We start from the raw sequence: 19,830 nt of genomic DNA, 5'->3' as shown, positions 1-19,830 counted from the left end.
AGCGGCATGTACCGCCGTCCGGGCCGCCCCGGCCCGTAATTCCGTTGGCCAGGCCGCCCGGCCGAGCGGCGGCACGGCCTTCCCAGGCGGGAGGACCCCTGATGCATGCGACCAAGGGCGACCGGCTGCTGGTGCACGGCAGGACCGTCGGACACCAGGACCACGTCGTCGAGATCATCGAAGTGCTGGGCGACCACGGCGATCCCCCCTTCCGCGTCCGCGATGAATCGGGCCACGAGACGATCATGTCGCCCGGCCCCGACACGGTCGTCCGCCACGGCACGGGCAAGCACATCCACTGAGCCCCCGCCGTGGCGCGCCCCGCGGCGCCACGGCCCACCTCCGGGCGCCGCCCGCACGGCGGCGCCCGGAGCCGCGCCTACCGGTAGTGGTCCGCCACCACCCGCGCCATCGCCCCCGACGGATCGGCGGCCACCTCCGTCGCCGCGAAGAAGACATGGCCGCCCACCTGCGGATACCGGTCCGCGAAGGTGAGGTGGCGGGAGAGTTCCGCCGGATCCTGCCAGGGCGCGGGCTGCGCCGGGTCGCCCGCCTTGTAGAGCGCCTCGCCGAGGTAGAGGTCCACACCGGTGCCCGCCACCGTCCGCGCCCACCACGGCACGATCCGCGCGTAGTCCGCCGCCTCGAAGCCCAGGTGCCAGTACGCCTGCGGGGCGAGGTAGTCGAGCAGCCCCAGCCGGGCCCAGCGCCGGGTGTCGGCGTAGAGGTCGTCGTAGGTCTGCACCCCGGCGCGGGTGTCCGAGCCCGCCGGGTCGGTGGCGCGGTTGCGCCAGACGGCGAAGGGGCTGACCCCGAACCGCACCCGCCGCCCGGTCGCCCGGCCCACCGCCGCCACCCGCGCGGCGGTCTCCCGCACCAGCAGCTCGGTGTTCCACCGCCGCCACTCCGCCCGGTCGGGGAAGCCCGCGCCGTACGCCGCGTACGAGGCGTCGTCGCCGAAGGTCTCGCCCGCGACCGGATACGGATAGAAGTAGTCGTCGAAGTGGAGCCCGTCGACGCGGTAGCGGCGCACCGCGTCGAGGAACGCGTCCTGGACGAAGCGCCGGACCTCCGGCAGCCCCGGGTCGTAGTAGAGCTTGCCGCCGTACCGCACCACCCACCGCGGGTGGCGGCGGGCCGGATGGGACGGGTCCAGGCGTCCGGGGTCGTCGTGGAGGGCGACGCGGTACGGGTTGCACCAGGCGTGCAGCTCCAGACCGCGGCGGTGCGCCTCGTGGACCGCGCAGCCCAGCGGGTCCCAGCCGGGGTCGCGGCCCTGCTGCCCGGTGAGCCAGCCCGACCACGGTTCGTACGGTGACGGCCACAGGGCGTCGGCGGTGGGCCGGACCTGGAAGAAGACGGTGTCGAGGCGGCGGTCGGCGGCGGCGTCGAGCAGGGCGAGGAGTTCGCGGCGCGCCTCGGCGGGCGGCAGACCGGGGCGGGAGGGCCAGTCGCGGTGGGCGACGGTCGCCAGCCACACCCCGCGCAGCGTGGGGCGCGGGCGCGTCCGCCCGGCGCCCGGCCCGCCGGACGGTGCCGGTGCCGGGTGTCCGGACGGGTCCGCGGCGGCGGCCATGGGTCCGCCGGTGCGCCACGCGGTGGCCCCGAGCGCCGCCACGGTGAAGCTCCGGCGTGTGATCCGTCTCATCAAATACCCCCAACTTGTCCGTCTTTAGTCCGGTTCTTGGAGGTCAGAATGCCCGCCCCGGCGCCAAGAGGCCCGTACCCGTACGAGTAACTTGGGGGGCCGCGGCGGGTCCGGCACCTCATTACGGAGCCCCGCGGGTCCCGTAGATCAGCGAAAGGCACGAGGTGACGGACACTTTCACCGACATCGCACGCGTCGGCGTCGTCGGCTGCGGTCAGATGGGCGCCGGAATCGCCGAGGTGTGCGCACGCTCCGGGCTGGAGGTCATGGTCGCCGAGACCACCGGCGAAGCCCTGGAGCTGGGACGCACCCGGCTGACGAACTCGCTCGGCAAGGCCGCCGACCGCGGCAAGATCACCCCCGCCGAACGGGACTCGGCGCTCGCCCGCCTGAGCTTCACCACGGACCTCGGGGAGTTCGCCGACCGGGACCTCGTGATAGAGGCCGTCGTGGAGAGCGAGCAGGTCAAGACGGAGATCTTCCAGGTCCTCGACCAGGTCGTGACCCGCCCGGACGCGATCCTGGCGTCCAACACCTCCTCCATCCCGCTGGTGAAGCTGGCCGTCGCCACCTCCCGCCCGGACCAGGTCATCGGGATCCACTTCTTCAACCCGGCGCCGGTGCAGCAGCTCGTCGAGCTGATCCCCGCGCTGACCACCGGCGACGAGACGATCGCGCGCGCCGAGGCGCTGGTCCAGAACGTCCTGGGCAAGCACGCCATCCGCGCCCAGGACCGCTCGGGCTTCGTGGTGAACGCCCTGCTCATCCCGTACCTCCTCTCCGCGATCCGGATGTTCGAGTCCGGCATGGCCAGCCGCGAGGACATCGACAACGGCATGGAGCTGGGCTGCGCCCACCCGATGGGCCCCCTCAAGCTCTCCGACCTGATCGGCCTGGACACCGTCGCCTCGGTCGCCGCCTCGATGTACGAGGAGTACAAGGAGCCGCTGTACGCCGCGCCCCCGCTCCTCGCCCGCATGGTCGACGCGGGCCGGTTGGGGCGGAAGAGCGGGTCGGGGTTCTACTCGTACTGAGCCACCCACACTCCGGACACCCGACGGCCCGCCCCCTTCCCCGGGGGCGGGCCGTCGCGCTGCCGTCGCACCGTCCCCACCTTTCCCCGGTGCCCCTCCCACCCCTCCCATTCCTCACTCTCCGTTACTTCACACGGGGTGTGTGGCGCTGACTCACAGAAGCCCGGTGCACACACTCCCGCCTCTTGCTTCCGGGCAGTTGACTGGTCTCGTAACCGGATGACAGATGTCGCGACAGCGGAAAAGAGGCAACGGAAAGTGACCGCCCACCCTGAACGCAAGCTGGTAGCCACCGATGTGGCGGAGCTGAGGCGGTGTCTGGACGTACGCACCGCCCGCGTCGACGGCGAACTGGCACTGCTCGCGCAGCGGTCCGCGCAGTACGAGCGCGATGCGGACGAATTGAACGCCCGCATCGCGGAGTTGGAGCACGGCCGCTGGCCGCTGCCGTCGGTGGCCGCGCTCGCCTCCGTGGCGGGGGTGGCGGTGACCGTCTGGCAGGTGCTGGCCAGGTGACCGCTCCCGGCACCGCCGCCCGGGGACGGCGGTGCCGGGCCGCTATCCGCCTCAGCCGAGGCGGAGCTGATGGAGCATCAGCAGGGCCGCGGCCATGTTCGCCGCGGGCACCTCACCCCGGGCCACCATGTCGGGCACCAGCTTCAGCGGCACCCACTCCCGGCGGTCCGACTCGAAGCCGTCCTGCGGCGGGCCCGTGTAGGTGCCCTCGTCGGACCAGTAGATGTGGTGCCGGGCGTCGGTGAGGCCGTTGGACGGCTCCACCGACATCAGATGGGTCAGCGGACCGGGCCGCCACCCGGTCTCCTCCTCCATCTCCCGTGCCGCCGCCACCGCGATGTCCTCGCCGTCCTCGACGACGCCCGCGGCCAGCTCCCAGCCCCAGGAGTCGGTGATGAAGCGGTGCCGCCAGAGCAGCAGCACCTCATTGGCCTCGTTGACCACCGTCGCGACGGCCACCGGCCGCATCCGGATGAGGTAGTGGTCGAGGTGCCGGCCGTCGGGGATCCGCACATCGGCGAGATTCACCCGGAACCAGCGGTTCTCGTACACGGTCTCTTCCGCGAGATTGTTCCAACGCACTGTCTGCCACCTTCCGCGTAGATCCGGCAAGGTGACACGGGCCCGGTGCGGGATCGACCTACAGCGGTATGCGCAGCACCTCGTCGATGAGATCGGCCGCCGCGTCGGTCGCGGAGCTACCGGTCTCCGCCAGATGTTCGCGTACCGCCCGCAGCCGGTCCCGTAAGCGCTGGGACTCCACGCCCCTGGCCCGCTCGGTCATCTGCGCCGCGTTGGCCGCGGCCCGGTCCGCGTCACCCTGGCGCAGCTCGATGTGGGTGAGCATCGCCAGCCGGTGGACCCGGCCCCGGTCGTGTGCGGGAGTGTCCACGGCGGCATCCGCCTGCTCCCGTGCGGCCCGCAGATCCCCCAGGCTCAACAGGGCCTCCGCCACCTGGACGTTCACCAGACCCGGCTGGACGTAGCCGGTCTCGGCGGGCTCCAGGCCCGGCCGGATGCGCTCGGCCGCCGCCTCCGCCTGCCGGATGCAGGCGAGCGCGCCCGCGCCGTCGCCGAGCCGGGCGTAGGACTTGGCCTGCATCGCGTAGAGGTCGGCGGCGAGCGCCGGGGTCAGCTGCGGGCCCGCGGTCCGCAGCGCCGCCTCCGCGAACGCCACCGCCTGCCGGTACTCGCGGGAGAACAGCGACTGGTTGACCAGCAGCGCGATGATGTACGCGCCGAGCCCCCGGTCACCGCTGGCCTTGGCGAGCCGCAGCGCCTGGTGGAAGTAGCGCTGCGCCAGACCGAGCGCGTCCGAGTCGTAGGCGCAGATGCCCGCGACGGCGACCAGCCCGCCCGTCGCGCGGTGCAGCTGACGGCCGGTCGCGTCGCTGTACGCGCCGCGCAGCAGCGGCGCCGCCTCGGTGTTGAGGAACCCCACGATCCGCGTACGCGTCGCCACCCCACCGGCCTTGCGGTACAGATGCTCGTAGTGGGTACGGGCGGCGCGCAGCATCTCGATGTCGGCCATCCCGACCCGTGCCTGACCGTCCCGCGAGACGTCGGAGTCCTCGGGCGGGTTCTCCCACTCCCACACCGGCATGACCGCGGAGGTGCCGGTGAGCGCCGGGGCGTCGACGACATGGGCGCGTTGCTGTTCGTCGGAGCGCCACAGGGCGGTGGCGCGTTCGACGAAGCCGGAGAGCGGGGTGGTGGCGGAGCGGCGCGCCCCGGGGCGGCCGAGACCGATGTCGTCCAGGCCGACCGGGCGGTGCAGCCGCGCCGCGAGGATTTCGCAGATCAGGTCGGGCACCTGACCGCGCGGGCGCTGGCCCTTGAGCCAGCGGGCGACCGCGGTGTGTTCGTAGCGCAGTGCCAGGCCGCGGTGGCGGCCGAGTTGGTTGATACGCGCGGCGAGACCGGCGTGCGAGATGCCCGCCTCGTCGAGGATCGCGTCGAGCAGGGTGTTGGGCTCCATAAACCGGCCTCCCGGTGCGCCGGGCCCGCCCACGGGCCGCTGGCTCCGACCTCGTCGCCGTACAGACTCCGTACGTCCAGATTAGTGAAGCGCGGCTCACACGGGGTGTGAAGACGCCTCGTCACCCGCCGTACGTGGAGCGGCGGCAGCGGAGCGCGGGCGCTCGGCCGAGGGGCGCACCGGGGCCGGACGCCGGGGAGCGAGGGCCTGCCTCCACGGACGCGCGGGCTCCTCGACGCGGGCCGCCGGACGGCCGGGGCCCGAGGGCGCGGGGGCGGCAGGAGCCGGGCCGGAGGACGCCGGGCCCGAAGGCGCCGGACCCGAGGCGCGCGGCGGTGCGGCGCTCAGCATCACCAGCGCCACATCGTCGGTGAGCCGCCCGCGGGCGTGCCGCAGCAGGGCGTCGTGGACGCCGCCGACCACCGCGTCCGCCCGCGCCCCGGCGAACCGCCGCACCGTTTCGACCAGTGGGAAGAACCCGCCGTCCACACCCCGCGCGTCATGCGCGCCGTCGGTGTAGAGCAGCAGCCCCTCGCCCGGCGTCAGCCGCCCGCACTCCGTCGTCTCCAGCGCGCGGGGCAGCGGGAACAGACCGAGCGGCGGCAGCGGTTCCGCGCGGACGACGGGCTCCACCACACCGGGCGCGACACGGTACGGCCACGGGTGGCCGCAGTTGAGCGCCCGGGCCGTGCCGTCCGGCGCGATCTCCAGCAGCAGGATCGTCACGAACTCCTCGGCGTCCGGGCCGAGCGGGGCGGCGTCCGTGGCCGGGTCGCGCCCGGCCAGATGACGGGCGTGCGCGCGCTCCAACCGCCCCAGCAGTCCGCTCAGTTCGGCCTCGTCGTGGGCGGCCTCGCGGAAGCAGCCGAGCATCGCGGCGACCGTGGCGAGGGCTGCCAGCCCGTGGCCGCGCACATCGCCGATGACGGCCCGTACGCCGTACCGGGTGGCCACCACGTCGTAGAGGTCGCCGCCCATCGAGGCGCCCTCGTCGGCGGAGAGGTGGAGGGCGGCGGGGGCTACCGTGCCGATGCGGGGCGGCAGCGGGGGCAGCAGCGCCCGCTGCGCGGTGGCCGCCACCTCCCGGGCGCGGACCAGCTCCCGCACCAGCCGCAGCCGCCGACCGGCCGTCAGATAGCTGGCACACACCACCGTGAGGATCGCGGCGCAGTTGACGGCGCGGGCGGGCAACCCCGGGCCGATCGGCGGGGCGCCGTCGAACGGTACGAGCGCGAGGAGGGCGCAGAGGCCGCCCATGACCACACAGAGCCGACGGCCGGTGCCCGCGCAGGCGATGGCCGGGGCGGCGGCGAGCAGTTGGAGCAGCTGTCCGCTGCTGGGCCAGGACAGCTCCCAGGCCAGCACGGCGAACACCCACAGGCCGGGCAGGGCGAGGACGAAGGTCCACCGGGTGCGTGTGACGTCGGCGCGCGCTCCGTCGCTCACCCGACTACGGATCATGCCGATGGTCCCCCTTGCCTGTGGTTCCCACAGCGGGCTGCGCGGCGGTCGAGCCGCCCCGGTCCTGCGGACGGCGGGCCGTATCGGCCGCAACGATTGTGTCGACGTTACGTGCTCGGACCCCCACGGTGCGCATCTGTATCACTCCATTGGGTGAGGTGGTACGGGGCGCGCACAAGGGCGCGCCCGGACCTGCGCGAATGCGCCCCACCGGGGTGCGCGAGGGGTTCGGGAGGGGGTGGCGCGGGGTGGCTGAAGAACCGGTACACCACCTGTCGCGCGGGAGGTGTCGCCGCCCCGTCCGGGCCTTTCAGAGCCCTGCGGACGGCTTCGCGGGAGGGTGGCGCGCACCCCCGGAAAAGGCGAGGGCGCGACCGGCGGCAGTGCCGGTCGCGCCCTCACTCCTTCGTGTGCCCCGTGCCGTCAACGGCACGGTCCACCGTCAGCCCCGCAGCACCGCCCCGGTGTGCTCGGCGGCGGCTGCGACCGCCGCGTCCCGGGCGGCCGACGCCTCCTCGGCGGTCAGCGTGCGGTCGGCGGCGCGGAAGCGCAGCGCGTACGCCAGCGACTTCTTCCCGGCGCCCACCTGCTCACCGCTGAAGACGTCGAACAGCCGCAGCGACTCCAGGAGCTCACCCGCGCCGGAGCGCAGCGCACTCTCCACGGCGGCGGCCGGGACCGAGGCGTCGACGATGAGCGCGACGTCCTGCGTGGCCACCGGGAACGACGAGATCCGCGGGGCGCGCAGCGGACCGTCGGCGGCGGCCTCGACGCGGTCCAGGTCGATCTCCATCGCGCTGGTGCGCTCCGGCAGACCCATCGCCTTGATGACGCGCGGGTGCAGCTCACCGGCGTGGCCGACGACCTCCTCCGCGCCGCCGACGGTCACCACGAGCGCGGCACAGCGGCCCGGGTGCCACGGCGCCAGCTGGTCCTGACGGATGGTCAGCTCGACACCGGCCTCCCGCGCGACGGTACGGGCCGCCTCGACGGCGTCCGCCCACGTCGCCGGGTGACCCTTGCCCCACCAACCGGCCTGCTCACGGGCGCCGGCCAGCACCACCGCGACGCGGCGCGGCTGCGCCGGGAGCGCGGCGTTCAGCTCGGCGATCTCCGCGTCGGTCGGACGGCGGTCCACCGGCAGCCGGACCGCGGGCTTCTCGGCACCGGTCGGCAGGAAGACCTGGCCGGTCTCGAAGAGCGCGAGGTCGTGCGTGCCCCGGCCGTCGTTCCGCCGCAGCGCGCCGAGGAGGCCCGGGAGCAGCGTCGTCCGCAGATCGGGCTCCTCGTCGGAGAGCGGGTTGACGAGCGTGACGGTGTTGCGGCGCGCATCGTCCGGCCCGATGCCGAGCTGGTCGAGGACGGCCGTGCCCAGGAACGGGTAGTTCAGCGCCTCGGCGTACCCGGCACCGGCCAGCGCCCGGCCGACGCGGCGGTGCAGCCGCTGCCGCTCGGTCAGACCGCGACCGGCGGGCGGCAGCGGGAGCGTGGAGGGGAGGTTCTCGTACCCCTCCAGCCGGATGACCTCTTCGGCGAGGTCGTTCGGGTCGGTGAGGTCGGGCCGCCAGGACGGCACGGTGACGACCAGCTCGTCCTGACCGTAGACATCGCAGCCGACCTGCTGGAGGCGGCGGACGACGGTCTCCCGGCCGTACTCGACACCGGCGACCTCGTCGGGGTGCGAGGCGGGGATGGTCAGGGTGCGCGGGGCGCTGGGCGAGACGACCTCGGTGACGCCCGGCTCGGCGGTGCCACCGGCCAGCAGCACCAGCAGATCGACGGTGCGCTGCGCGGCGGCGGAGGCCGCCTGCGGGTCCACCCCGCGCTCGAAGCGGCGCGACGCCTCGGACGACAGCTTGTGGCGCCGGGCCGTACGGGCGATGGCGAGCGCGTCGAAGTACGCCGCCTCGATCACCACGTCGGTGGTGCCGCGCACCTCACCGGTCTCCGGGTCGCTGACGCCCCGGGCAATCTCGGTGTTGGCGCCGCCCATCACACCGGCCAGGCCGATCGGACCGCGGTCGTCGGTGATGACCAGGTCCTCGGTGTCCAGTACGCGCTTGACGCCGTCGAGGGTGGTGATCTCCTCGCCGCCGGTGGCGCGGCGGACGCCGATCGGGCCCTGGAGGGTGGCCCGGTCGTAGGCGTGCAGCGGCTGGCCCAGCTCCAGCATCACGTAGTTGGTGATGTCCACGGCGAGCGAGACCGGGCGCATCCCGGCCTTCTGCAGCCGCCGCTGGAGCCAGATCGGCGAACGCGCCTCAGGGCTCAGACCGCTGACCGTGCGGGCGGTGAAGCGGCCGCAGCCGATCGGGTCGGAGACCTTCACGGCGTATCCGCCGGAGTTCGGCGGCGGGACGTCGAGCAGCGCCGGGTCGCGCAGCGGCAGGCCGTACGCGGTGGCGGTCTCGCGGGCGACGCCGCGCAGCGAGAGGCAGTAGCCGCGGTCGGGGGTGACCGCGATGTCCAGCACCTCGTCGACGAGCTGGAGCAGCTCGATGGCGTCGGTGCCGATCTCGGACTCCGGGGGCAGCACGATGATGCCGCCGCTGCCGTCGTCGCCCATGCCCAGCTCGTCGCCGGAGCAGATCATGCCGTGCGACTTCTTGCCGTACGTCTTGCGCGCGGAGATCTTGAAGTCGCCGGGGAGGACGGCGCCGGGCAGGACCACGACGACCTTGTCGCCGACGGCGAAGTTGCGGGCGCCGCAGACGATCTCCTGCGGCTCACCGGTGCCGTTGGCGTCGCCGACGTCGACGGTGCAGAAGCGGATCGGCTTCTTGAAGCCCTCCAGCTCCTCGATGGTCAGCACCTGGCCGACCACCAGCGGGCCGGTCAGCCCCTCGCCGAGCTTCTCGACCGTCTCGACCTCCAGCCCGACGGCGACGAGCTTGGTCTGTACGTCACGGCCGGTCTCGGTCGCCGGCAGGTCGACGTACTCCCGCAGCCAGGAAAGCGGGACACGCATCTCAGATCTCCATCCCGAACGGCCGGGTGAACCGGACGTCGCCCTCGAACATGTCGCGCATGTCTTCCACGTTGTGCCGGAACATCAGCATCCGGTCGATGCCGAAGCCGAACGCGAACCCGCTGTACTTCTCCGGGTCCACCCCGCAGGCGGTCAGCACCCGGGGGTTGACCATGCCGCAGCCGCCCAGCTCGATCCAGCCCTCGCTGGAGCAGGTGCGGCAGGGGCGGTCCGGGTTGCCGACGGAGGCGCCACGGCAGACGTAGCAGACCATGTCCATCTCGGCGGACGGCTCGGTGAACGGGAAGTAGTTCGGCCGCAGGCGGGTGGTCATGTCCGGGCCGAAGAGCGCCTGGACCATGTGGTCGAGGGTGCCCTTGAGGTCCGCCATGGTCAGGCCCTCGTCGACGGCGAGCAGCTCGATCTGGTGGAAGACCGGGGAGTGCGTGGCGTCCAGCTCGTCGGTGCGGTAGACCCGCCCGGGGCAGACGACGTAGACCGGCGGCTCGCGGTCGACCAGCGTACGGGCCTGGACCGGCGAGGTGTGGGTGCGCAGCACGACACCGGACTCGTCGCCCTTGGTGCCCTCACCCTGGACGAAGAAGGTGTCCTGCATCTGGCGCGCGGGGTGGTCCGGCACGAAGTTGAGCGCGTCGAAGTTGAACCACTCCGCCTCGACCTCGGGGCCCTCGGCGACCTCGTAGCCCATGGCGACGAAGACGTCGGCGACCCGCTCCATGAAGGTGGTCAGCGGGTGGCGGGCACCGGCGGGCGTGCGGTCGTACGGCAGGGTGACGTCCACCGCCTCCTCGACCAGCACGCGGGCGTCCCGCTCCGCCTCCAGCTCCTCCTGGCGGGCCTTGAGCGCCTGGTTGACCCGGCCGCGGGCCTGGCCGACGCGCTTGCCGGCCTCCGCCTTGGCCTGCGGGGGCAGCGCGCCGATCTCGCGGTTGGCGAGGGCGAGCGGCGAGGTGCCACCGGCGTGTGCGATCTTCGCCTGGGCGAGCGCTTCGAGATCGCCCGCGGCGGCGACGGCGGCGAGCGCCTCGTCCAGCCGGGCGGCGATCTCTTCCGGTTTCAGGGCTTCGACCTCGACAGGGTCGTACGACTTATTGGGTGCGGACATCTCTTCCCGTGCTTCCGGTGGTCTGGCTTGGCTTCACGCCTCTTCGATCACAAACTTCGGATGCCGAGCCCGCGCTGCGCCCGCGATGCTTGTGCGCCAAAGGTGCCAAAGGGCAAGTCTAAGGGGACGGGCCGACGGTGCCGGTCCGAGCCCCGGGCGGGGGCGCCCGCCGCCGGACGGTCAGGCCATGAAGGCCGGGGTGGCGGCGGGCAGGATAAATCGGAACTCGGCGCCACCCGCGGGGGCCCGGCCGACGGTGATGGCGCCACCGTGTGCCTCGACGATGCCCTTGACGATGTAGAGGCCGAGGCCGGTGCCGCCGCGTTTGCTGCCGCGCCAGAAGCGGGTGAAGACCCGGCCCATGGACTCCTCGGGAATCCCCGCCCCCTCGTCGCCGACCGTCACCGCCGTCCCCTCCCCGCTGGTCACCGTGGCTGCCGTGACCTCGATGGTGACCGTTCCCTCGCCGTGCCGCACCGCATTTTCCAGCAGGTTGCTCAGCACCTGGTCGACCTTGTCCGGGTCGGCCCACAGATCGGGCAGCGCCCCGCACACCCGGATCATGAAACGGCCCGGGGAGCGCCCCGCGGTGATCTGCGCCTGGACGTGCCGCCGCACCGCCGCGACCATGTCGATCCGCTGGCGGCGCACCTCCAGCCGCCCGGAGTCGATACGGGAGATGTCCAGCAGCTCGGCGATGAGCCGGGTGACCCGGTGCGCGTCGGCGTCGACGGTCTCCAGCATCAGCCGCTTCTGGTCGTCGGTGAACCGCTCCCACTTCCGCAGCAGGGTGGCGGTGAACCCCTTGACGGAGGTCAGCGGCGAGCGCAGTTCATGAGCGACGGTCGCGATCAGCTCGGCGTGGCTGACCTCCGTACGCCGCCGGGCCTCGGTGCCGCGCAGCGAGACGACCAGCCGACGCAGCGGCCCGCCCCGACCGTCGCGGAGGTAGCGGGCGGAGACCAGCACCTCGCGGCCGCCGAGCAGCAGATTCCGCTCGGGCTGCCCGCGCCGGATGGCGAGACCGCCGTACGGGTCGGTCACCCGCCACCAGCGGCGGCCCTCCATGTCCTGGAGCGGCAGCGCCTCCTCCAGGGGGCGGCCGAGGGCGTCGGCCGCCCGGATGCCGGTGATCTTCGCGGCGGCGGCGTTGAAGCAGACGACGGTGGCGTCGGCGTCGGCGACGACCAGTCCGTCGGGCAGGTCGTCCGGCGCCACCACCGGCCCGTCCGCCGTCTCTCCGGCGGCCCGGCCCGGCGGCCCGCCGCCCCTCTCGTCCGGTGTCCTCGCGTCCATCCCCACCAGCCCCCTCCGGCCCCGGCCCGTCACCCTACTGACAACACCCGCGGACGGCTCGGGGTTGCGCCGCCGGGGCACATCCGGCGGGACGGAGGTCAGGCGGACGAGGCGGCGCGGCAGCCACCGGCGGTGCGCTGGGCGCGGGCCGAGGCGTAGAGGCAGACCGCGGCGGCGGTGGCGAGGTTGAGGCTCTCGGCCTTGCCGTGGATGGGCACCCGGACGACGGCGTCGGCCAGCGCGCGGGTCTCCTCCGGCAGGCCCCACGCCTCGTTGCCGAAGACCCAGGCGGTGGGGCCGCCCATGGAACCGGCGTCCAGCTCCGCGTCGAGGTCGCGGTCGCCCGCACCGTCGGCGGCGAGCAGCCGCGCCCCGACACCGCGCAGTCCGGCCATCACCTGCTCGACGGGGACGCCGACGGCGACCGGCAGATGGAAGAGCGAGCCGACCGAGGCGCGGACCGACTTGGGGTTGTAGAGGTCGACGGAGGCGTCGGTGAGGACCACCGCGTCGGCACCGGCGGCGTCGGCGCAGCGCAGGACGGTACCGGCGTTGCCGGGGTCGCGGACGTGCGCAAGGACGGCGATCAGCTTCGGGCGGGCGGCGAGGACGTCCTCGAACGGCGTGTCCAGGAAGCGGCAGACGCCGACCAGGCCCTGCGGGGTGACCGTCTGGGAGATGTCGGCGACGGTGCGGTCGTCGGCGTGGTGGACGCGGATCCCGGCGGCGTGCGCGGCGGCGACGATCTCGGCGTGCCGCTCGGCCGCCTCGACGGTCGCGAACAGTTCGACGAGGGTGGGCTCGCCGCCGGTGCGGTGCGCGATGGCCTCGCGTACGGCCTGCGGGCCCTCGGCGATGAACCGGCGCTCCCGGGCCCGGAAGGCGCGGCGGGCCAGCCGCCGGGCGGCGGAGACACGCGGGGACCGCGGGGAGATCAGCTCGGGGGTGCCCATGGGCGGCGGCTCGCTTCTGTGGTTCGGTGCGGGGAGAGGCGGGTGCGTCCGGTGAAAAGGCGGCGGACCCGCAGGCCGGTGCCTGCGGGTCCGCTCGTCACGTCGTCAGGCCGGTGTTCAGGCGGCCTTCGGGGCGTTGACGTCGCTCGGGAGCGCCTTCTGGGCGACCTCGACGAGCGCGGCGAACGCGTTCTCGTCGTTGACGGCCAGGTCCGCGAGGATCTTGCGGTCGACCTCGATGCTGGCGGCCTTCAGACCCTGGATGAAGCGGTTGTAGGTCATGCCGTTGGCGCGGGCAGCGGCGTTGATGCGCTGGATCCACAGCTGACGGAAGTCGCCCTTGCGCTTCTTGCGGTCGTTGTAGTTGTAGACGAAGGAGTGGGTCACCTGCTCCTTGGCCTTGCGGTACAGGCGCGAACGCTGACCGCGGTAACCGCTGGCCTGCTCCAGGATCGCCCGGCGCTTCTTGTGGGCGTTGACCGCCCGCTTGACGCGTGCCACTTCTTAACTCCTTGTAGCGGGGCCGTGGTGGTCGTCACACGGCCCGATTCGATTAGTCCCGGTCCTGGTCGCGCGCCCCGTACGGAGAGGGGCGCGGCGACTCACTTGCCGAGAAGCTTCTTGATCTTCTTGGCGTCGCCCGGGGCCATCTCGGCGTTGCCGGTGAGGCGACGCGTCACGCGGGACGACTTGTGCTCGAGCAGGTGGCGCTTGCCGGCGCGCTCGCGCAGCACCTTGCCGGAGCCGGTGACCTTGAAGCGCTTGCTGGTCCCGCTGTGCGTCTTGTTCTTCGGCATGCGCCGTTCTCTCCTCGTCAGTGGCGCTCCCAGCGGCCCGGGCCGTACGGGAGCGTCAGATGTATCGGTTGTGTCCGGGGCGGGTGCCCCGGCGCGATGTCCGGGGCGCGCCCGAGAATCACGCCTCGGCGGGCTCCTCGTGGGACTCCTCCACGGGAGCTCCACCCTGGCGCTCCGCCTTGCGGGCGGCCTGCGCCTCACGGGCCTCGGCCATCGCCTCGGTCTTCTTCTTGTGCGGACCGAGGACCATGATCATGTTTCGGCCGTCCTGCTTCGGATTCGACTCGATGAAGCCGAGGTCCTCCACATCGGCCGCGAGCCGCTGCAGCAGCCGGAAGCCCAGCTCGGGGCGGGACTGCTCGCGACCACGGAACATGATCGTGATCTTGACCTTGTCACCCTGCTTGAGGAACCGAACGACGTGACCCTTTTTGGTGTCGTAGTCGTGCGGGTCGATCTTCGGCCGGAGCTTCATCTCCTTGATGACCGTGTGCGCCTGGTTCTTGCGCGCCTCACGGGCCTTCATGGCCGACTCGTACTTGAACTTTCCGTAGTCCATGAGCTTGCAGACCGGCGGACGTGCGTTCGCGGCCACCTCGACCAGGTCGAGGTCGTACTCCTGCGCAAGCTCCAGGGCCTTGGCAAGCGGCACGATGCCGACCTGCTCGCCGCTGGGACCGACGAGTCGCACCTCGGGGACGCGAATCCGGTCGTTGATGCGGGGCTCGGCGCTGATGGATCCTCCTCGGTAGCACCACGCGACGGCCTGGCGGACTGCCGCGTCAGTTCTGTTTCGGTGTGACCAACCGCGCCGGTACATCAAAAAACGCCCCGGACGGGACACAGGCGGGGCTCCGTGAAAGGTTCAGGAACACCGCCGCGAAGGTCTCCGCGGGGCGCAGCCGGACCGTTGACCCGCCAACCCTGAGGTCGGTCGGGTGGGAGATCGGAGCCTCCACTTGTGGGCCGGTCACCTGGGTGTCCGGCCGGTCGGAACACCAGAATACACGAGTCAAGAGGTGACCCCCAGGCGGATGCGGACATCCGTGCGGAAGGTGCCGTAACCCCCGGAGGTACGGCGCGGGCGCGGAGGACCGGCCGGGGACGGGGACCGTACGGGCGGGTCTTAGGCTGGACGCGATCCCCTCCCGGCAGGAAGCGAAGCGCCCCGACATGAGTGACCAGACCCCGCAGCAGCCCGACGCCCCGGACGCGTCGGAGACGGACTTCGACGCGATGACCCGCGACATCGCGGACGTCCCGGCGGTCGAGGTGATCACCACCGTCGCCGTGCACCTGATGAGCTCCGCCGCGGTCAACCTCGGGCTCGCCGAGGAGGGCGACGCCCACAAGGACCTCGACGAGGCGCGGAAGCTGATCCAGGCGCTCGCGGGCCTGGTGACGGCCAGCGCCACCGAGATCGGCTCGTACCACGCGGCGCCGCTGCGCGACGGCCTCAAGTCGCTCCAGCTGGCCTTCCGCGAGGCGTCGGTCGTCCCGGACGAGCCGGGCCAGGGGCCGGGCGAGAAGTTCACCGGACCGGTCTACGGCTGACCCGCCGGACGTACGGAAGGAGCCCCGGACCGCGTGGTCCGGGGCTCCTTCCGCGTCTGCGGGCGCCGTCAGTCCTTCTCGGGCTCCGCGGCGACGTCGTCGGCGACGACCGCCGGGGCGTACGGCGGGTGGGTGTAGCGGTGCACGATCGCGGCGATCGCGCCGCCGATCAGCGGGGCGACGATGAACAGCCACAGCTGGGTGATGGCGGCGCCCCCGGCGAAGAGCGCCGGGCCGATGCTGCGGGCGGGGTTGACCGACGTACCGGTGAGCGGGATGCCGACGAGGTGGACCATGGCCAGCGCCAGACCGATGGGCAGCCCGCCGAAGCCGACAACCGCGACCTTGTGCGTGACGGAGAGCACCACGAAGACGAAGGCGAAGGTCAGCACGAGCTCCGCGACGAAGGCGCCGCCGGTGTTGAGATGCACGGCGGAGCGGTCGCCCCAGCCGTTGGAGCCGAACGACTCGCTGGTCCGCAGGCCCGGGATCTGCTTCGCGACCAGGAAGAGCACCGCCGCGCCGACGATGGCGCCCACCACCTGCGCGATCCAGTACTCCACGGCCGTACGGAGGGTGATACGGCGGGCCAGCAGCATGCCCAGGGTCACCGCCGGGTTGATGTGGCTGCCGGAGATCGGGCCGAGCGAGTAGGCCATGGCCAGCATGACGAAGCCGAAGCTCAGCGCGATGCCGAAGGTCCCGATGTACTCACCGGCCAGCACCACGGCGCCGACACCGAAGAACACCAGGAGCAGCGTCCCGAGGAATTCGGACAGGAGCGTGCGGGTCTCGGTGGTCTCCATAGGTGCTCTCCTCGCGTGGATCCCGAGCTGTCCTCGCATTCTGCGACCGGGGAGAGCGGTGCGCCCGTCGGGCGGGCGCGGCCCGGGGCCGGGTGGAGGTACCGGCCACCGGGGTCAGCGGCGGTAGAAGGGCTCCTCGGGCGGCTCCGCGCCGGGCGGCAGCAGGGCCAGGTCGAGGCCGCGGACCAGCCGGGCACGCAGCTCCTCGTCGGTGGCGAGGGACTGGGCCAGTCGGTGGGCGACGTCGGCGGCGGAGGCGTCCGGGGCGAGGCCGAGGGCGAGGGTCGCGTCGGTCTCGGCCGAGGGGGCCAGATGGGCGAGGCGGACGGCGGGCTCGGCGGCGAGGAGGGTGCGCAGCGCGTCGAGGACGGCCGGGTCGGTGCGCGGATCGGCGTCCCGGCGGCCCTCGGCGAGGGCGCGCAGGGCGGGGCCGGTGAGCTGGTAGGTGACGGGCCCGGCGAGGTCGACGACGACGGTGTCGGCCTTCTCGTGGGAGGCGGCCAGCAGCGCCTGACGGAGCGGGACGGCCACCGGGCGGGCGTCGGCGCGCCAGCGCTTGAGGGTGTCCATCGAGGTGAAGGCGGGCAGCGCCCGGCGGCCGTCGGGGGCCTGGAGCGTGGGGACGGCCATATCGCTGGTCTTCTCGCGGCGCAGGCCGTCGGGCCCGGTCTCGCTCTCGCCGAGGACGGCGACGACGGGCACCAGCACCCGGGCGCCGGAGAGGGCCGCGAGGAGCTGCGGTTCGGCGCTCCGGTCGCGGTCGTAGGCGGCCAGCGCGGCCGCGAGGGCCGGGTCGGCGGAGCCGTCGTCGTCGGAGAAACCGGGGTCCGGGATGTTCTTCTGCGCCACGGGGCGAGCCTAGCGGCACGGGGGCGGGCGGCCGGGGGCGGGTGCCGCGGGCCGCGGGCGCGGTGGCCCGCGCCACGCGGGGGTGGACGGAGGTGTATCCGCCGTGGTGGGGGCAGGCTCGGCTCCATGATCGAATTGCCGAACGACATCCGCCGCCGGATCGAGGCGCCGACCTTCTGGTACGTCGCCACGGTCAACCCGGACGGATCGCCGCATGTGAGCCCCATGTGGGTGGGGCTCGCCGGGGACCTGCTGCTGTTCAACACCTCCGTGGGACGGGTCAAGGAGCGCAACCTCCGCCACGACCCGCGGGTCTGCCTCTCCCACGCGGACCCGGACGACCCGTACGACCGGGTGCAGATCCACGGCCGCGCCGTCCGCTTCGTCGAGGGCCCGGAGGCGGAGCGGAACATGGACGAGCTGGCGCGCGTCTACCGCGGCGCCGAGGGGTACGAGTGGCTGCTCCCGGGTGAGCAGCGGGTGATGGTGCTCATCGAGCCTGACCGGGCGCGCCGCGTCACGGGCGTCGAACCGCTGCCCGCGGGGGCACCGGGCGCGGCGTCGTAGGGGCGCATCCGGGGTGACCCGGCCCGCGGTGGTCCGGACCGGCCGGGCCCCTCTCCCGTCCCGCGTACGGGGCGGGGCTTCCCGTACGGGCCGGGGCTAGCGGAAGAGGCGGGTGGGGTGGCGGTCGCGCCAGAGGGCCGCGGCGGCGGCGAGGAGGGCGGTGCCCGCGGCCGCGGCGGTCCAGGGGAACCAGCCCGCGGGGGCGGTGCCGTGGGCCTCGGCGGTGCGGCCGGGGCCGAAGTGGCGTGCGGTGTGGGCGGCGGGGGCCGGTTTCTGGGCGGCCGGTTCGAGGTCGGCGGCGGCCTTGAGGGCCGCCGCGGGGTCGACGGTTCCGGCGCCGCGGTCGTCGTCCCGGCCGCCGTCGGGGCGGTCCTGCGCGGTGGCCATGAGGAGTTGGCGGATCTGCGCGGGGCTCAGACGGGGGTGGGCGGCGCGGATGAGGGCGATGGAGCCGGAGACGAAGGCTGCTGCCGGGCTGGTGCCCCAGCCCTCGTAGTAGGTGCGGTCGGGGTTGGCGGTGGCGACCTCGTCGCCCGGGGCGGCGACGGTGGCGTACCAGTGGCGGGTGGAGAAGTCGGCGCGGCTGCCGTAGCGGTCGACGGCGGTGACGGCGATGACACCGGGATAGGCGGCCGGGTACGAGGCGCGGTTGCCCTCCTCGCCGCCGTTGCCCGCGGAGGCGACGACGGGTATCCCCTTGCCGAGCGCGTACTGGACGGCGGCGTCCTCGCGGGGTTCGGGGTGGGCGGAGGCGCTGTCGTCGCCCAGGGAGAGGTTGATGACGTCGGCGCCGTGGTCGGCGGCGTAACGGATGCCGTCGGCGAGGGCCCCGGCACGTTCGGCGCGGGCGCGTTTACGGGCCGGGTCGTCGTCCTCCAGGATCACCCGGACCGGGAGTATCCGGGACTCCGGGGCGATGCCGAGCACCCCGTCGCCCTTCTCCGGGCCATGGCCGTGACCTGCGATGATCCCGGCCATTCCGGTGCCGTGGACGGCCCACTGGGGGTCGCCGGGACCGGCGCCGAAGCCGATGAGGTCCTTCTCGGGGGCGACCGAGCCGCGCAGGTCGGGGTGGTCGGCGTCGACGCCGGTGTCGAGGACGGCGACGGTGACGCCCTTGCCCTTGGTGGTGCGCCAGGCGTCCTGGGCGTGGATGGCCTCCAGGGCCCACTCCTGGGCGCGGATGCCGTCGGCGCGGGCCGGGGCGGCGGTCAGCAGCGGCGCCAGGGCGGCGGTCAGGACCGTGGTCAGCGCGGCGGCGGCGCGCAGCGGGGCTCGGGTCACGGGGATGCCTCCGTGGTGCGGGTGGTGCTGCCGGCCGCGGCGCGGAAGGTGGCCTCGATCCGGTCGGCGAGGCCCTCGGCGTCGTGGCCGAGCCCGGCTTCGGCGGCCACGGTGGTGGTGCCGGGGCGGACGGCGTCCGCGGCGGGCTGCGGCGGGGTGACGGTGCGGCCGTCGGCGAACCCGGCGACGGCGGAGACGACGACCGGGATGTCGGTGAGTACCCGCACGGTCCAGGTGGCGCGCCGGTCGGCGCCGAAGGAGGCGGCCGGGGTGTCCTCGGGTGCGTAGGTGCGGGGCATGAGGTCCGCGTCGTCGGCGAGGCCCTTGGCGGCGAAGTGGTGGCGCAGCGCCTTCATGGTGTCCTGGTCGGCCCGGGCGGTCCGGACGCCGACGGTGACGAGGTCGGTGCGGGTGGCGTCGAGGTAGGTGGCGCGCAGCTGGCGTACGCAACCGGCCGGGGCGAGGGCCTTGGCCAGCTCCGGGTTCTCGGCGCCCGCGCAGGCGCGGTCCGGGGCGACGGCGACCCGGGTCCAGCGGCGGTCGGAGCCGCCAGGACCGGCGCCGAGCCCGTCGACGACCGGTGGGAAGAGCGCGTCGACGGGGGCGTTGTGCCAGGCGTCGCGGCCGTTGTCGTACGCGATCTGGGCGGCGGTACGGGTGTCGGCGCCCTCGGTGAGCCAGCTCCCGGCGACCGCGCCGCAGAGGAGCCCGGTGCCCAGCACCAGGCAGGCCGCGGCGGCGAACGCCCGGGAGAGCGGGCGGCGGGGCGCGGACAGCGGACGGGGCGGGCCCAGCGGTCCGGCGGCCTGCGGCGGCAGCGGGGTACGGGGGCGGAACGGCCCGCCGGTGCGGCCCGGGGGCAGTCCGGTGCCCGGGCCCCGGGTGGCGGCGCGGGCGCGGGGCGCGGCGCCGCCGGGCGCCCACAGGCCCTGGCTGCGGGCCAGGTGGTAGGCGGCGGTGTCCCGGAATCCGGGCGCGGCGGCGGGGCGCGGG

General features: G+C 73.7%; 20 protein-coding genes. 5 read left to right on the top strand and 15 right to left on the bottom strand.

All coding sequences use genetic code 11. The annotated features are described in order from the left end of the window. Positions 1-101: 101 nt before the first annotated feature. Positions 102-302: a DUF1918 domain-containing protein gene (locus IF23_RS0100100; RefSeq protein WP_030278341.1), complete on the top strand. Its 201-nt coding sequence runs from the start codon at positions 102-104 to the stop codon at positions 300-302. A 77-nt stretch (positions 303-379) separates the two neighbouring features. Here the strand turns inward: IF23_RS0100100 and IF23_RS0100095 are convergent, their stop codons facing one another. After that, a complete protein-coding gene (locus IF23_RS0100095; protein ID WP_030278339.1) occupies positions 380-1,648 on the bottom strand; it encodes a glycoside hydrolase family 10-like protein in 1,269 nt (422 codons plus the stop codon). 164 nt (positions 1,649-1,812) lie between these two features. Here IF23_RS0100095 and IF23_RS0100090 point away from each other — a divergent pair, with 164 nt between their 5' ends. Together IF23_RS0100090 and IF23_RS0100085 are read left to right on the top strand one after the other, a co-directional pair. Further along, positions 1,813-2,682, top strand: coding sequence for a 3-hydroxybutyryl-CoA dehydrogenase (locus IF23_RS0100090; protein WP_030278337.1), 870 nt, complete (start codon positions 1,813-1,815; stop codon positions 2,680-2,682). 258 nt (positions 2,683-2,940) lie between these two features. Further along, positions 2,941-3,198 carry a hypothetical protein gene (locus tag IF23_RS0100085; protein ID WP_030278335.1) on the top strand — a complete coding sequence of 86 codons (258 nt, stop codon included), beginning with the start codon at positions 2,941-2,943 and terminating at the stop codon, positions 3,196-3,198. 51 nt (positions 3,199-3,249) lie between these two features. Here IF23_RS0100085 and IF23_RS0100080 read toward each other — a convergent pair whose 3' ends face one another. The 10 genes from IF23_RS0100080 to infC all read right to left on the bottom strand — a co-directional run bounded on the left by IF23_RS0100080 (position 3,250) and on the right by infC (position 14,597). Next, the gene (locus IF23_RS0100080; RefSeq protein WP_030278332.1) at positions 3,250-3,780 is read right to left on the bottom strand and encodes an NUDIX hydrolase; all 531 of its coding nucleotides are present in this window, start codon (positions 3,778-3,780) and stop codon (positions 3,250-3,252) included. Positions 3,781-3,838: 58 nt separating this feature from the next. Then, the gene (locus tag IF23_RS0100075; protein ID WP_030278330.1) at positions 3,839-5,176 is read right to left on the bottom strand and encodes an NsdA family TPR-like regulatory protein; all 1,338 of its coding nucleotides are present in this window, start codon (positions 5,174-5,176) and stop codon (positions 3,839-3,841) included. A 96-nt stretch (positions 5,177-5,272) separates the two neighbouring features. After that, the gene (locus IF23_RS0100070) at positions 5,273-6,622 is read right to left on the bottom strand and encodes a PP2C family protein-serine/threonine phosphatase (protein WP_245654846.1); all 1,350 of its coding nucleotides are present in this window, start codon (positions 6,620-6,622) and stop codon (positions 5,273-5,275) included. A 457-nt stretch (positions 6,623-7,079) separates the two neighbouring features. Further along, entirely contained in the window at positions 7,080-9,605 is a 2,526-nt protein-coding gene (pheT, locus tag IF23_RS0100065) for a phenylalanine--tRNA ligase subunit beta (RefSeq protein WP_030278327.1), read from the bottom strand. Between the two features lies 1 nt (position 9,606). Beyond that, entirely contained in the window at positions 9,607-10,731 is a 1,125-nt protein-coding gene (pheS, locus tag IF23_RS0100060; RefSeq protein ID WP_030278325.1) for a phenylalanine--tRNA ligase subunit alpha, read from the bottom strand. Between the two features lie 180 nt (positions 10,732-10,911). Next, positions 10,912-12,027, bottom strand: coding sequence for a sensor histidine kinase (locus IF23_RS0100055; protein ID WP_030278323.1), 1,116 nt, complete (start codon positions 12,025-12,027; stop codon positions 10,912-10,914). 98 nt (positions 12,028-12,125) lie between these two features. Further along, positions 12,126-12,980 carry a TrmH family RNA methyltransferase gene (locus tag IF23_RS0100050; protein WP_030278321.1) on the bottom strand — a complete coding sequence of 285 codons (855 nt, stop codon included), beginning with the start codon at positions 12,978-12,980 and terminating at the stop codon, positions 12,126-12,128. 117 nt (positions 12,981-13,097) lie between these two features. Beyond that, a complete protein-coding gene (gene rplT / locus IF23_RS0100045; RefSeq protein ID WP_030278319.1) occupies positions 13,098-13,481 on the bottom strand; it encodes a 50S ribosomal protein L20 in 384 nt (127 codons plus the stop codon). 101 nt (positions 13,482-13,582) lie between these two features. Next, complete coding sequence (gene rpmI, locus IF23_RS0100040) at positions 13,583-13,777, bottom strand: 50S ribosomal protein L35 (protein ID WP_030278317.1); 195 nt, start codon at positions 13,775-13,777, stop codon at positions 13,583-13,585. A 118-nt stretch (positions 13,778-13,895) separates the two neighbouring features. Next, positions 13,896-14,597: a translation initiation factor IF-3 gene (gene infC, locus IF23_RS0100035; protein WP_078653697.1), complete on the bottom strand. Its 702-nt coding sequence runs from the start codon at positions 14,595-14,597 to the stop codon at positions 13,896-13,898. 353 nt (positions 14,598-14,950) lie between these two features. On the opposite strand from infC, the gene IF23_RS0100030 reads away from it, so the two are divergent. Further along, a complete protein-coding gene (locus IF23_RS0100030) occupies positions 14,951-15,331 on the top strand; it encodes a DUF1844 domain-containing protein (protein ID WP_030278313.1) in 381 nt (126 codons plus the stop codon). A 68-nt stretch (positions 15,332-15,399) separates the two neighbouring features. Here IF23_RS0100030 and IF23_RS0100025 read toward each other — a convergent pair whose 3' ends face one another. After that, a complete protein-coding gene (locus IF23_RS0100025) occupies positions 15,400-16,137 on the bottom strand; it encodes an MIP family channel protein (RefSeq protein ID WP_030278311.1) in 738 nt (245 codons plus the stop codon). Positions 16,138-16,251: 114 nt separating this feature from the next. Then, positions 16,252-16,986: an SseB family protein gene (locus tag IF23_RS0100020; protein ID WP_030278309.1), complete on the bottom strand. Its 735-nt coding sequence runs from the start codon at positions 16,984-16,986 to the stop codon at positions 16,252-16,254. A gap of 126 nt (positions 16,987-17,112) precedes the next feature. Between IF23_RS0100020 and IF23_RS0100015 the strand changes: the two genes are divergently transcribed. Beyond that, positions 17,113-17,553, top strand: coding sequence for a PPOX class F420-dependent oxidoreductase (locus tag IF23_RS0100015; protein WP_030278307.1), 441 nt, complete (start codon positions 17,113-17,115; stop codon positions 17,551-17,553). A 96-nt stretch (positions 17,554-17,649) separates the two neighbouring features. Here IF23_RS0100015 and mycP read toward each other — a convergent pair whose 3' ends face one another. Further along, positions 17,650-18,837, bottom strand: a complete 1,188-nt coding sequence (gene mycP / locus IF23_RS0100010) for a type VII secretion-associated serine protease mycosin (RefSeq protein ID WP_030278306.1) — start codon at positions 18,835-18,837, stop codon at positions 17,650-17,652. Then, on the bottom strand, positions 18,834-19,830 hold a 997-nt coding region (locus tag IF23_RS0100005), incomplete at its 5' end, for a hypothetical protein (RefSeq protein WP_245654845.1). The genes IF23_RS0100005 and mycP, both read right to left, overlap by 4 nt.

It is taken from the genome of Streptomyces catenulae (assembly GCF_000718015.1).
In the GTDB taxonomy this organism is placed as follows: Bacteria; Actinomycetota; Actinomycetes; order Streptomycetales; family Streptomycetaceae; genus Streptomyces; species Streptomyces catenulae.
Note: the sequence above shows the minus strand (reverse complement) of the source record. Positions and strands in the feature narration are given on the sequence as shown.